This window comes from Peribacillus sp. (genome assembly GCF_059453735.1).
Genome location: NZ_JAZVJO010000370.1, coordinates 1 through 13,389, shown reverse-complemented (window position 1 = coordinate 13,389; position 13,389 = coordinate 1). Strand labels below are relative to the sequence as shown.

Annotated in this window: 10 protein-coding genes and 1 pseudogene; all 11 read left to right on the top strand. The window is 38.7% G+C overall.

Features of this window, described 5'->3' with window-relative positions:
- A pseudogene (locus tag AC52RT_RS12020) lies at positions 1–189 on the top strand (export ABC transporter ATP-binding protein); the annotation flags it as partial.
- Positions 190–199: 10 nt separating this feature from the next.
- Complete coding sequence (locus tag AC52RT_RS12015; protein WP_495540963.1) at positions 200–1,399, top strand: ABC transporter permease; 1,200 nt, start codon at positions 200–202, stop codon at positions 1,397–1,399.
- A 13-nt stretch (positions 1,400–1,412) separates the two neighbouring features.
- Entirely contained in the window at positions 1,413–2,561 is a 1,149-nt protein-coding gene (locus tag AC52RT_RS12010; RefSeq protein ID WP_495540962.1) for an ABC transporter permease, read from the top strand.
- A 298-nt stretch (positions 2,562–2,859) separates the two neighbouring features.
- On the top strand, positions 2,860–3,801 hold the full coding sequence (locus AC52RT_RS12005; protein ID WP_495540961.1) for a VanW family protein: 942 nt from the start codon (positions 2,860–2,862) through the stop codon (positions 3,799–3,801).
- Between the two features lie 1,009 nt (positions 3,802–4,810).
- On the top strand, positions 4,811–6,541 hold the full coding sequence (locus AC52RT_RS12000; protein ID WP_495540960.1) for an ABC transporter ATP-binding protein: 1,731 nt from the start codon (positions 4,811–4,813) through the stop codon (positions 6,539–6,541).
- Complete coding sequence (locus tag AC52RT_RS11995; RefSeq protein WP_495540959.1) at positions 6,528–8,315, top strand: ABC transporter ATP-binding protein; 1,788 nt, start codon at positions 6,528–6,530, stop codon at positions 8,313–8,315. Before AC52RT_RS12000 ends, AC52RT_RS11995 begins: the two co-directional genes overlap by 14 nt.
- A 65-nt stretch (positions 8,316–8,380) precedes the next feature.
- Entirely contained in the window at positions 8,381–8,722 is a 342-nt protein-coding gene (locus AC52RT_RS11990) for a PadR family transcriptional regulator (protein ID WP_495540958.1), read from the top strand.
- A gap of 252 nt (positions 8,723–8,974) precedes the next feature.
- The gene (locus AC52RT_RS11985; RefSeq protein WP_495540957.1) at positions 8,975–9,994 is read left to right on the top strand and encodes an ATP-grasp domain-containing protein; all 1,020 of its coding nucleotides are present in this window, start codon (positions 8,975–8,977) and stop codon (positions 9,992–9,994) included.
- Between the two features lie 207 nt (positions 9,995–10,201).
- Positions 10,202–11,824, top strand: a complete 1,623-nt coding sequence (locus AC52RT_RS11980; RefSeq protein WP_495540956.1) for a YceG family protein — start codon at positions 10,202–10,204, stop codon at positions 11,822–11,824.
- Positions 11,825–11,867: 43 nt separating this feature from the next.
- Positions 11,868–12,965, top strand: a complete 1,098-nt coding sequence (locus tag AC52RT_RS11975) for a toxic anion resistance protein (protein WP_495540955.1) — start codon at positions 11,868–11,870, stop codon at positions 12,963–12,965.
- 113 nt (positions 12,966–13,078) lie between these two features.
- On the top strand, positions 13,079–13,389 hold a 311-nt coding region (locus AC52RT_RS11970; RefSeq protein WP_495540954.1), incomplete at its 3' end, for a TerD family protein.

Here is a 13,389-nt window from a genome sequence, read left to right as displayed (position 1 = left end):
GTTGAAAGAGTGATGACCAATCCTGATAAACATTCAATCGATATTAGTATTAATGAAACAGAAAATCCACTGCCTGAAATTATTACTTTAGCCGTTAACGCAAATATACAAATTGAATCAATGGAACGAAAAGAGCCCAATTTAGAGAGTCTTTTTTTACAACTAACTGGACGCTCTTTGCGAGATTAGGAGGGAAGAGATGCAAAGTTTACACATTGCTTGGAATGATCTCAAAATTCGAATGGGTGATCGCAGCGCCCTTATCATGCTGTTATTGCTGCCGCTAGTCCTAACTGCTATTCTCGGTACTGCTTTGAAACCCATTATGAGTAATGAAGACAGTTTTGCAGATACGACCATTGGTCTGTACAGGGCTGATAATGATTCACTCGTAAAGGATTTTGAAGGAGTCTTGCGAAAACTTGATTTTATTAAAATTGAAACAACCAATAAAGAAGAAAATTTGGAGAAAATGCTGAAGGAAGGAAAAATTGATGCGGGACTCTCCATTCCAACAGCCTGGAGTGAGAATATAAAGAAAGGGACACTTAAAGAAGTCAGGTTATTCTCAAATTCTGAAAAAGAATTGAAAGCCGCTGTGATTGAATCCGTAATAAGCTCATTTGTCAACCGTGTTCAGAACGTTTCACACACAACCAACGTTGTTTTAGCCGACTTAAGCACTTCACAAGCCGTAGCAGCAGGACCGGGAGGATTTACTGAACTAGCGAGTACGATAACTGCGGAATTAACCAATCAAGGAAATGAAATAACACCAATTACAGATCAGACGATTGGAAAGAAAAATGTCTCATCTATGCAATATTATGCAGCAGCAATGGCTGCAATGTTTCTTCTGTATAACATAACTACTGGCGCAAAATCCTTTATGAAGGAGCGCGAATTAGAAACACTGTCACGATTAAAAGTCAGCCCGACAAGTGATTGGTCCATTATCTTAGGTAAATTTCTAGGAACATTAGGGTTTGCCTGTATCCAATTTCTTATGTTTATCATTGGCACCTCCCTCTTTTGTAAAGTGCATTGGGGGGATAACATTGGCCAATTGCTAGCAATGGGCGGGGCCTATGCTGTGGCTGTTTCAGGATTGTCCATGCTGATCGCCGGACTCGTAAATGAAATGAGAACAGCGGACTTAATTAGCGGAATTGGGATACAAATTCTTGCATTCGTTGGAGGATCGATGCTGCCACTGTCCCAATTTCCAGTTATCCTTAAGCGTTTTTCGGACGTTGTTCCGAATAAGTGGGCGCTGTCGGGTTTTTTAGAAATCATGGCTGGAGTTAATTGGGGAGAGATACTTCCTGTTATTATTGGTTTGTTTATAACGGGAATTGCGGCCATGATGATTGGTACATTACGACTCAGAACACGATGAAGGGGGGATAGTGATGAAGAAAATTTGGAGTATATGCATTATGGAGGTAAGGCTGGTTTTTAGAAACCCGCGAAACTATTTAATTATGTTTGCTATGCCCATTATTTTCACTCTTCTATTTGGGAATATAATGACTGGAAGTAAAGAGGAAAAGGCGGCTATTCTCTACGTTGACCAAGATAAGACTACTGTATCAAAAGGATTTACTGACGTAATGAAGAAAGATAATTCAATCTTTACATTGGTAAAAACCTCTTCAAAGGAAGCTTCACAAAAATTAAAGGAAAAAGAGGCTGATGGCGTTATTATCATTTCAAAAGGCTTTGGGAAACAACTGCATACCGGGAGCAAGCCAGAAGTAAGATTCGAAAGAATTCCAGAGTTTGTTTCAAGTCGCACAGTTACAGACTTTGTTTCAAATAAGCTTTCAACAATCGTGGATCATGTATCAGCATCGAAAACGTGGAGTGAATATAGCGGCCAAGATTGGCTAGTTATGTTTGAAGAATTACAAAGGGATGAACAAGTCCAAAATTCGTTAGTCAAAAGAGTAGATTTGGATTCGAACGCAATAAATGAAAAGAATATTTCGTCCAAGGGTTCAGGATTTTGTATCATGTTTTTAATGATTAAGTTATTTACCGTGACGGGAGTTATTATTGAGGCCAAAGGAAACGGGGTTTGGTATCGTTTGTTAAGTACTCCTGTTACACGTTTTCAAGTAGCTTCTGGCTATCTGCTTTCCTTTTTTTTAACTGGGTGGATTCAATTTAGTATCTTAATGCTCGCAACAAACCTTCTATTTGATGTTAGTTGGGGAAGCCCGCTGCCAGTATTCATTCTCGTTTCTGCTATGATGCTCGCCTTTGTCGGAATTGGGTTAGTGATAGCAACAACAGTCAAAACATTAGAACAGCAATCGGGTATGGCTAGTTTAATTGTGATCCCGACCTGCATGCTATCCGGAGTATATTGGCCATTAGAACTTGAACCGATTTTTATGCAGAAGATAGCTGAACTTTTGCCTCAGACGTGGGCAATGCGCGGCTTCACGGACATTATTACAACTGGCACCCTAGAGTCCATCATGACAAGCACAATGGTTCTCCTCCTCTTCGCAGCAATATTCTTAACTGCAGGAATTAAAAAAATTAAATTATAAATAGTTACGTTGGAAGCACCGATATGTTTTCACGTTTAATGGAATAAAATGCTTCATTTCACCCTTGGTTTTTGTCGAAAAATCGTTCTTTATCAAGATCATTCGACAATACCCCTCATTAGTAAAATCTGGTTCCTTTTTTCCTATGAAAATTACAGTAAGAGGTGCTTTTTTGATTAATTGTGGTATATAATGGTGTTGAATGAAATCTACGGAAGATTTTATGTATCTATTAGTATGGGAGTTTGGTAGGGTCTGTTTTGTATTCTGGAAAATATAATTTACGGGTGTGAAGCGAATGAAAAAAGGGATTTTGCTGTTGGTGGTAGTGGGTATTTTAGTGTTTAGCGGGGTATGGCTTGGTGTGAAAAATACTGACCTGGTTTTTTCGAAAGAAAAAGAACCAGTGAAGAATAGCACCCTGGTTAAGAAAGAACTAATGCTCATCGATAAAAAGATGAGTGACCCAAATCTAGTTTTAGTAGACAGTAGAAATGGCAAGGAAATTCAGGTAGTGAAGGCTTCTGAAATACAGGAGGAACAAGCGGCTATCGATCTGGTCAGGTCGTTGGAAACAAAATACGACCAACCGATGATTCCAGCAAGATTAAGTAGTGATGGTACATTAAAACCAGGTCAGGCACGTATTGTCCTGGAAAAAAAACCACTTTTGGAGGAGCTCAAAAATTTACGCGCTTTTCAAAGAGAGGTTAATGTACCGATAATTGAATCAGTACCAAATGTAACCGCAAAGACGGCAGCCAATGTTGACCAAACCCTTTTAGCTTCATATAAGACAAAATTTAATGCATCAGTTACCGGCAGAACGACTAATATTGCTTTATCTGCTAGTGAAATTGACCAAATTATTTTAGGACCTGGGGATCGGTTTTACTATAACTTAATCGTTGGTGAACGGACAGAAGCCAGAGGATATCAAAAGGCAATGGAGATTCTTAATAAAGAATTAGTAGAAGGAATAGGCGGGGGAATCTGTCAGACGTCATCCACGTTATATAATGCTGTAGATCAGGCCGGTTTAGAAATAATTGAACTTAATCATCATTCAAAGGAAGTCGGATATGTACCAAAAGATCGAGATGCAACCGTATCTTATGGCGGAAAAGACTTCAAATTCTTAAACAATAAGGATTACCCTGTACTGCTTAAGGTAATTGTGAATAAAACAATAGGTACCATCGAGGTGCAAGTACGTGCAGCACAGCAAAATGCTGGCTGAATAGAAAGAGGATCACTCATATTGAATCATCCTCTCAGTTTGTCGGCAAAAGAGTTCCGGAATGTTTCATTCCGGAACTCTTTTAAGTTTTAAAAACTTTTCATCATTGCCTCTCTTAAGGCGACCTGCTTCCGAAAACATAACCTTGACAAAGTTATAAATAAAAGTGAAGTCAAATGGCGGCCTTCATTTTACGATACAAATGGTTCGGTGGCACCGGTTGATCTAACATAACATTTCAAGTGGATCTCGCTGAATAGAATCATGTTTAGAAAGCATCCTTATCACCTGAATTTTTAATCCTTTTATTTTGAAATAAAGTGATTCTAGGATCTAAAAGATAAAACAAAGTTGATTGGAACGGAAGGTACGAGACTCCTGCGGGAAAAGCGTGTCTAGGTGAGACCCCGCAGGCGAAAGCCGAGGAGGCTCACCGACCGCCCGCGGAAAGCGAGTGCCTGAAGAGGAAATCAACGTTCAAGTTATACAAGCCATAAAAAAAGACAAACTAAGGTTTTCACCCGAGTTTGTCTACAGTCTAAGAGGATGACTCATACGGAGTCATCCTCTTTTATTTAAATAGTTGATTAAAAATAAAAATTCCCTGGCTCTCTTAAATGAAAGAATGCTTAAAGTACAGGGGGGGAAATAACTTGAATAAAGAGGGGGCAATATTCTAGTGATTTTCTGCATTCTTATTTTAAGGAGCCCAGGGAGATAACCTGAGCCGGTTATCATAGAGTTGTGAAGTCGTTATCACAACATATTACTTAGTTGCTTATATTACCAAGGTCATGAGATCGATAATGATAGTGAAAATCATTATCAATTAGATTTTCTCTTACTTTTAATAGAATGTCAAGCGTGTTTTAAAATTTTTTCAATTGAGAAGGGAAACTATTTAAAAATTCTTACAATAAATGTATGATATAGCATATATACCTACTATTCGAGATTTTAGAGTGACTAAATGAATACCGAAAATATTAAAGAAACAAGGGTGGAAAATATGAAGAAAATGATTCCTTTTTTGAAGCCATACCGGCTTTCGATTATGCTTGCACTTTTCCTCATGTTTTTTGAGTTGGGTGTAGAACTATTGCAGCCGTTATTAATAGCGAAAATTATTGATGAGGGTATCCTGCAGGAGGATATGACTGTTGTGATAACATGGGGTGTAGTGATGACTATATTGGCTATTCTTTCTTTCGGGGGGGGACTAATTAACTCCTTTGCTGCCTCACATGTCAGTCAAAGTTTTGGTTTTGATGTACGGACTAAATTATTTGAAAAGGTTCAAGCTTTTTCATTTACAAATTTAATTAAGTTCCCGACTTCCTCTTTAATTACACGAATGACTACGGATATTACGGTCCTCCAGAATACGGTGTTTATGAGCCTGCGAATTATGTTTCGTGCACCCTTATTAGTAGTTGGCGGTGCTTTGATGGCTATGTTTGTTAATTTCAAGCTATCTATCATTTTATTACTATCTATACCTGTTTTACTCTTCTTTTTAATATGGGTGATGCGTCGGGCAGGCAGGCTGTTTAAAAACGTTCAGGAAAAACTGGATCATGTAAATGGAGTTATGCGGGAAAACTTAGTCGGTATGCGTTTGATAAAAGCCTTTCTGCGTAGAAGTTATGAGGTAAATCGCTTCAATAAAACAAGTGAGGTACTCAAAAAAAGAACGATTTCCGCCCTGCGCCTCATTGAAACGACACAGCCGATTCTCTTATTTCTAATGAATTGTTCAATACTAGTGATTCTTTGGTTAGGACGAAATCAGCTGGCAGCAGGTGAAATTAAAGTGGGGGAAGTCGTCGCTATCGTCAACTATGCGACACGAATAACCGCTTCGTTTTCTGTCTTTTCTTGGTTGATTATGGGGATATCGCGGGCACGTGCATCTGTTACAAGGGTTAATGAAGTACTGGAAACTGAAATTGATTTACTTGATCATGCCGATGATTCAAAGGAAATGATTAATGAGGGAAAAGTGACTTTCGAGAATGTATCCTTTGGGTACCCCAATCAAAAGCCGGTTCTTAACAATCTTAGCTTTACAGTTAAGGGGGGACAGACAGCTGCCATTATTGGAGCAACTGGAGCAGGGAAAACAACTCTTTTTCAGTTGATTCCACGTCTTTTTGATGTCGATAGCGGCCGTATACTAATCGATAATCAGGATAGTAAACTATTGAAACTGGATATGCTCCGGCAACAAATCGGATATGTACCACAAGAAGCGCTTCTCTTTTCAGGCACAATCAAATCTAACATAGCTTGGGGGAAAGAGGGTGCCTCCATGGAAGAAATTATCCAAGCTGCAAAGGATGCACAAATTCATGAAACGATACTCCAGCTTCCCTTGCAGTATGAAACCATACTCGGGCAAAAGGGTGTTAACTTATCCGGGGGTCAAAAGCAAAGGCTGTCGATTGCTCGGGCTCTTGTAAGGAAACCGAAAATCTTGTTACTTGATGATAGTACTAGCGCGCTTGATTTAAATACTGAATCAAAACTACTTCATGCTCTGAAGGGTTATCCTTGTACCATTTTTATTATTACACAGAAAGTAAGTACAGCTACGGAGGCTGATACGACATTATTGATTCAAGAAGGCCAACTGCTTGCGCAAGGTACTCATCATTCACTAGCTCAAAAAAACAGCTTGTATCAGCAAATCATAACTTCGCAAATGGGCAAGGAGGAGATTCCGATTGAGTCAAAGTAAAAAGGAGATCACTCATAAGAAAAAAACAAGCAAACGCTTTGCTGCGATAAAACGGATCTGGTTCTACCTTGCTGATAATAAAACGTTACTAATGGTTGTACTAGCCATGGTGGTGATCAGTTCAGCATTAGGTCTACTTGGCCCGTTTCTTGTCGGGATGACTATAGATGATTATATTGTGAGTAAAAATGGGAATCATTTCTTGACGCTCCTCCTAAGTTTATTGGTTATTTATTTATTTAACTCACTTTCAACATTTTTACAAAATTATTGGATGATTGGTATTGCACAAGATACGGTATATACCATGCGCAGCCAGTTATTTCGACATTTACATAAACTTCCGATTACCTTTTTTGACCGTCGTCAACACGGAGAACTGATGAGTCGAGTGACAAATGATATTGAAAATGTCAGCTCAACATTAAACAGTTCGGTCATACAAATATTCTCAAGTTTACTAACACTGGTCGGAACTATTGTAGTGATGCTTTGGCTCAGTCCACTGTTAACCTTACTGACCATGATCATCATACCGCTTATGTTCTTAGGCATGAAATGGATTACGAACCGGACAGGGAAGTTATTCAAGGAGCAGCAGAAGAATATCGGTGAGCTTAATGGTTTTATTGAAGAAACAGTTTCGGGACAGCGGATCGTTAAAACCTTTTCTCAGGAAGACCGAGTGATTAGAGAGTTTAAAGTGCGAAACGAGAAATTGAAGCAATCAGGCTACTTGTCCCAAGCATACTCTGGTTTTATTCCTAAAGTAATGAATCTCCTTAATAATCTAAGTTTTGCGATTATTGCAGGGATAGGCGGTTATTTAGCTTTAAAAGGATTTATTTCAATTGGTACCATCGTAATCTTTACGGAGTATTCTAGACAGTTTACAAGACCGATTAACGATTTAGCCAATCAATTCAACACCCTTCTATCAGCTATTGCCGGAGCTGAAAGAGTTTTTGAAATAATAGATGAGGAAGAAGAAGAAATGGATGAACTGGATTCTGGAAGTCTGGAAGATATCAAGGGGGAAGTTATCTTTGATGAAGTCTCATTCGCATACGAGAAATCCGGTGAGACGATAAAGAATGTTAATTTACAAGTACGAGCCGGTGAAAATGTGGCGCTGGTCGGACCAACAGGAGCAGGGAAAACAACTTTAATCAATTTACTTGCACGTTTTTATGATCCCAACAGCGGGAAGATTTTAATTGACGGCCATGATATTCAACAAGTAAAAAGAAGCAGTCTGCGCAGTCATATGGGCTTTGTCCTCCAAGACTCCTACCTTTTTCAAGGTACTGTTCGAGAGAATATCCGTTATGGCCGTTTGGATGCAACTGATAGTGAAGTAGAGGAAGCAGCTAGACTGGCAAATGCCCATAGTTTTATAGTAAAACTCCCTAACGAATATGAATTTATGTTAAAACAGGACGGCAGTGGGATTAGTCAAGGACAGAAGCAGTTGATTTCAATAGCCCGAGCGTTGTTAGCAGATCCAAGCATTTTGATTTTAGATGAGGCGACCAGCAGTATTGATACCATTACTGAGGTGAAAATACAAGAAGCACTGCAGCGGCTAATGTATGGCAGAACAAGTTTTGTTATTGCCCATCGGCTTAATACGATACAACAGGCGGATAAGATACTTGTGCTTGAAGAGGGCAAAATTATTGAAAGTGGAACACACGATTCATTATTGAAGGAAAAAGGCTTCTATTATGGCTTATACAATAGTCAGGTAAATCAAGGGAATCAAACAGGTTGATTAAACGAATGTAAAAGATTACCCTTTAAGTAAGTCACTCAGTGTAGTTTATTGGAGGTTCTTTAATGAGAAAAAAAGCAGAAAATTATCTACCGCTTACTCATACGACGTTTTATATCTTAATTTCTTTGCAGAAACCGCTCCAGGGTTATGGGATTATGCAGCGAGTAAATGAAATGAGCGATGGAGAAGTGACGTTGGGTCCAGGTACTCTTTATGGAGCACTTAGTAAACTTGAAAAAGACGGACTCATTGTTAAAGGGGAATCGGATCGACGGAAAAGTTATTCACTTTCTGAACTAGGAAGAATGGTCGTTACTCTTGAGTATGAACGTTTGAAGAGTGTAGTAAAAAAATGTGCAGTATATATAGAAGAATTACAGACTAGTGCTCATAAGTCTGTTTAGTTTCTTTGAACTAGAATGCGTGAATTTGGTCAATAGAATCATGTCCCCACCTCAGAGGGTTAAATAACAGGCTGTTAGGATAAAATAGGGATAAGTGGAAATAATGTAGAAATAGCCTGCACATGTTTATGCAGGCTATTTCCTGATGAAAAAATTAAATCTTTAGATAATTATGTTTACTGTGATAAACTGAATAATAATACCAAATAATAGTAAATTAGCCGCATGAGCTTAAGAAAGGAACCATTCGTTATGAAAAAGAAAATATGGTTTAATCGCTGGTTTTCAACAGCATACCATTTTATTGAAGCAATAAAAAACAACCCAGATGGAATCGATTTTGAAATCTACGGGACCCATCCAAATCGTAATACAGTCTATTTACATGTATGTGATTATGCAGAGATTGAACCAGAGGTAAATGGTGAGGAATATATTAATTTTTGTCTGGAATTTTGCAAGAAGCATGGAATTGACGTCTTTATTCCTTATCAGCATGCGCTTGAAATTTCTCAAGCCATTTTACGTTTTCAGGAAATTGGGACAAAAGTAATGGTCTGTGAGGATTTCGTCAGTATGGAAACAATCTCTCATAAGGGGAAGCTGTATGAGTCATTTGTAGAAAACGGACTTGGACACTTAGTGCCAGAATATCGTGTTGTACAGGATGCAGCGCAATTTAAGGAGGAGTATAAGAGGCTCCGCAGTCTTGGTAAGGTTGTGTGCATAAAGCCAGCTGATGGAAGAGGCGGTGAAGGATTTCGGATTATCCGCGATGCAGAGGATACAATTATCGACTTATTTGGCCATATCAGTCATTACATATCATTTAACGAAGCATATAAAATTCTCTCTAAGCAAGACAGATTTGAGGAATTAATGGTAATGGAATATCTGAGTGGATATGAATTTAGTATTGATTGTTTGTCCTATGATGGCCAGTTGTTAGCTGCCGTCCCACGGAAGAAAGAAGAGGGACGGATCAGACAGCTTGAAGATATTCCTGAATTAATGGAAATAGCGGGGAAAGTGAATGATATTTACCAAATTCCATATGTCTATAATGTCCAAATAAAGTATAACAATGGCCTGCCGAAGCTGCTTGAAATCAATCCACGTATGTCTGGCGGTCTGCATATATCATCGCTTTCAGGTGTTAACTTTGCCTATTTAGCCTTAAAGCTCATGTTGACGGGTGATGCCGATATTGTGAAACCAAATTTACAGGTTAAAGCAACACACGTAGAAAAATCGGTGCTTTTATCTTCATAATGGATGTTAGGCGAAAATGTAAACCCAGCTTCCATTTTGGAAGTATGGGTTTTCTTTTTTTCGATTATTATTACTTTACCAGCGAGGGGATAGTCAGCTGGGAGAAATGCGTAATTTACTACCAACGAATGTGTGTCATATGAAACCTTTTGCGTACTTATACGTTATACTTAATAGGAGTAATGGGTAAAGAAAGGGGGGAGCACATTGGGCGCTTTTGGCCAATATGCTAAGATCAATCCACAATTAATTACCTTTAAAGATAATGAATGGAAAAAAATGATAGATAGTCCGCGTTCTGAACGTGAACATCATCAAATAGATACAGCTGGATTTAGTTTTGGTCAAGTTGCTGCTCGCTTTTTGGGGATTCCCCATGATGAGGATGATTATTATCTTACCTTATATGAGTTGTCACAGAAGCCGAATGTTGAGGTATGGAGTGATAATCTAAATAAAGAAATCACCCCTCAAATATTTCAATCTCTACAAAGTGTGCTGCAAGTGAACCAAAGTGAATCACTTTCTGTTAATCGATTTATAGCTTTTATGGAAGGAAGACAGTTGATTCCCTCTCATGAGGATGCATCATTACACCGGTATATCCGAGAAAGTTACATCGAAGTCTTGAATCAATTTGCAGCAAAACATGATGGCGGGTTAAAGCATCCAGATTTTAGGCGGGTAATAATGGATCTGACAAAATGGGTTTGGAACCATATTAATGACCTGTTAAAAAAAATGGATGATGTTCGTGCAAGCTGTATCATCTGGTACGGTGAGGCAACAAAAAGCGAAAAGTACTTTTTATTCTTAACAAAATTACTGGGTATTGATTTATTGATCTTCCATCCAAATGGTGAAGATATTTTTAAAGAGTTTGATCCAGAGAAAACGCTCATGGTTGTGCAGGATTTTCCCGTTAAAAAACAGCCTAGACCATTTCCAAAAGCAAAGCCAGTTAGAAAAGCAACAGTGGCCTATCAAGCTTCAAAAGAAATTGACCGCATCCTTCATTCAGAAGAAACGCCTATTTTTAAACCATGGCAATATCGATCTCATTTACCGGTTTCCATTACGTTGAAAACGACCTATGATGAACTATTTTTAATGAGTAAGGAAAGGGCCTTCATACGACCTGGTTTTTATATTGAAGGAAATAAAATCTATATTCCCTCCGTATTTGCCAAAATCTCTGGTGTTTCTGAAAATCGACGGAACTATTGGGAGCGTGTAGAACAATTGAAGGAAGGGGAGCTGTCCTTATTCATTCGATATTTCCCTTTTACCAACAGTATTAAAGCAAATCATAAATACCATTATGATCATGCGCTGAATCCAGATGGCACGCTTGATCCGGAAAAGATGATTAAAAGTGTCTGGTGGCGGCTTAATCAGCTTCCTACAGGCTTACAGCTGGCCATTGCTGCAGGTATATCTAGAGTGTGTGCTCAACCTAAACTTCTTCCTGAGGGTCATGAATCAATGGAAGATGTTAAACAGTTCTTATTTACGCAGCTGACTGCTCTGCCGAAATCTGTTGTTACCCTTTTTATGAAGTTTGATTATCCGCAGCAGGTGCCGCGAATTATTCTTTATAATAGTGGAGCAACGGGAGGAATCAGCCGATCTGATGCAGCATTATTGCTGCTCTTGAATGAGATTGGGATAGATATTTTACTCTTTAATCCTTCTGGATTAAGGGATTTAGAGTTATATATTGATGAGCATGTGTATGATACCCACTTATTAGAGCAGTTTGAGTTCGAATATGAATATCAGGAACCTAAGCTCCCGATCTGGCGCAGGTTATTTCGAAAAGATACATAACTAGTGGTTGCTAGTGAAAAATTAAAAGAAAAGAGGGATTAGTATGGCGAATATGAAGAGTACTGAAATCTTCGATGAAAACACAAATCAGGTGTCCTTAGCAAAAACAGAGGAACTAAAGGTACAGCTGCGGAACGATCCAGAAGTTGTCCGTCTTGCTCAGCAAATTGACGTGAAAAACCAAATGTCTCTTTTAGAATTCGGTAAAGAACCGGCAATGGAAATATCTAAATTCTCAGATCGTATTCTATCAACAATGAAATCGAGTTCGATGGAAGATTCAAGCGAACTGTTAAAGCAGCTTGGTAAAATCATGGATCGGTTTGACAGCAAAGATTTTGCTCCAGAAAAGCGAGGTCTTTTTTCGAAGATTTTCAATAAAGGGGAAAAAATGATTGAAAAAATCTTTGGTAAATATCAATCGATGGGAGGTGAGATAGATAAGGTCTTTGTTGAAATATCCAAGTATCAAAATGAAATGGTTTCATCCACACATACGTTAGAAGAATTGTATGAGCAGAATTTTAACTATTATCTGGCGCTTGAGAAATATGCGGTGGCGGGAAATGCCAAGGTTGAAGAATTAAAAGCAACTCTACTTCCTGAATATGAGACACGCGCAGCATCCGGCGATCAAATTGCAGGAATGGAATTAGATACGCTGAGAAATGGGATTGAGGCGCTTGAACAACGAGTCTATGACCTTGAAATGGCCAAAATGGTTGCTTTACAGACAGCCCCACAAATCCGTCTTTTACAGCGAGGAAATACCAAACTTATAGGGAAAATAAATTCGGCCTTTGTTACAACCATCCCAATCTTTAAAAATGGACTGATACAAGCTGTCTCAGCTAAACGTCAAAAGCTTGTGGCTGATTCAATGAGTGAGCTGGATAAACGCACCAATGAAATGCTTATCCGCAATGCCCAAAATATCACTTCCCAAAGTGTGGATATTGCTCGTCTTGCAGGGGCACCGAGCATAAAAATTGAAACCATTGAAGAATCTTGGGGCATTATTATCAAGGGTCTTGAAGAGACAAAACGAATTGAAGAAGAAAATAAACGAACCCGTGAAGAGGGTACGAAACGTTTAATTGAACTAAAAGAAACGTATCAAACAAGGCAGCTGAAGGGTTAATCATAAGAAAAGAAATTAATATTTGTGCAAATAGGCATCAGATGTTACAATAAATATATAATCACGCTGGCGTGAATTTTACAGGGTGGAGAATTCGAGAGGACGTGAACCTATTGGCAATTTCGTTACAAAAGGGACAGAAAGTAGATCTTACAAAAGGAAGAGCTGGTTTATCTTCTCTTACTGTAGGTCTAGGCTGGGATCCGGTTACAGCTGAAAAGTCGAAAGGGTTATTCGGCGGTTTATTCGGAGGCGGCAGTACAGCGAATGTGGACTGTGATGCTTCTGTACTTATGCTTGATGAAAAAGGTAAGATGCCAAGTAAAAACAGCCTGATCTACTTCGGCAATCTAAAAAGTGCCGATAATAGTGTTCGACATTCAGGAGATAATTTAACAGGAGACGGTGATGGGGATGATGAGCA

Excerpts from the sequence above, each read along its gene's own strand:
- AC52RT_RS12010 (WP_495540962.1), top strand. The coding sequence starts at position 1,413 with ATGAAGAAAATTTGGAGTATATGCATTATGGAGGTAAGGCTGGTTTTT.
- AC52RT_RS12015 (WP_495540963.1), top strand. The coding sequence starts at position 200 with ATGCAAAGTTTACACATTGCTTGGAATGATCTCAAAATTCGAATGGGT.
- AC52RT_RS12005 (WP_495540961.1), top strand. The coding sequence starts at position 2,860 with ATGAAAAAAGGGATTTTGCTGTTGGTGGTAGTGGGTATTTTAGTGTTT.
- AC52RT_RS11975 (WP_495540955.1), top strand. The coding sequence starts at position 11,868 with ATGGCGAATATGAAGAGTACTGAAATCTTCGATGAAAACACAAATCAG.
- AC52RT_RS12000 (WP_495540960.1), top strand. The coding sequence starts at position 4,811 with ATGAAGAAAATGATTCCTTTTTTGAAGCCATACCGGCTTTCGATTATG.
- AC52RT_RS11985 (WP_495540957.1), top strand. The coding sequence starts at position 8,975 with ATGAAAAAGAAAATATGGTTTAATCGCTGGTTTTCAACAGCATACCAT.
- AC52RT_RS11990 (WP_495540958.1), top strand. The coding sequence starts at position 8,381 with ATGAGAAAAAAAGCAGAAAATTATCTACCGCTTACTCATACGACGTTT.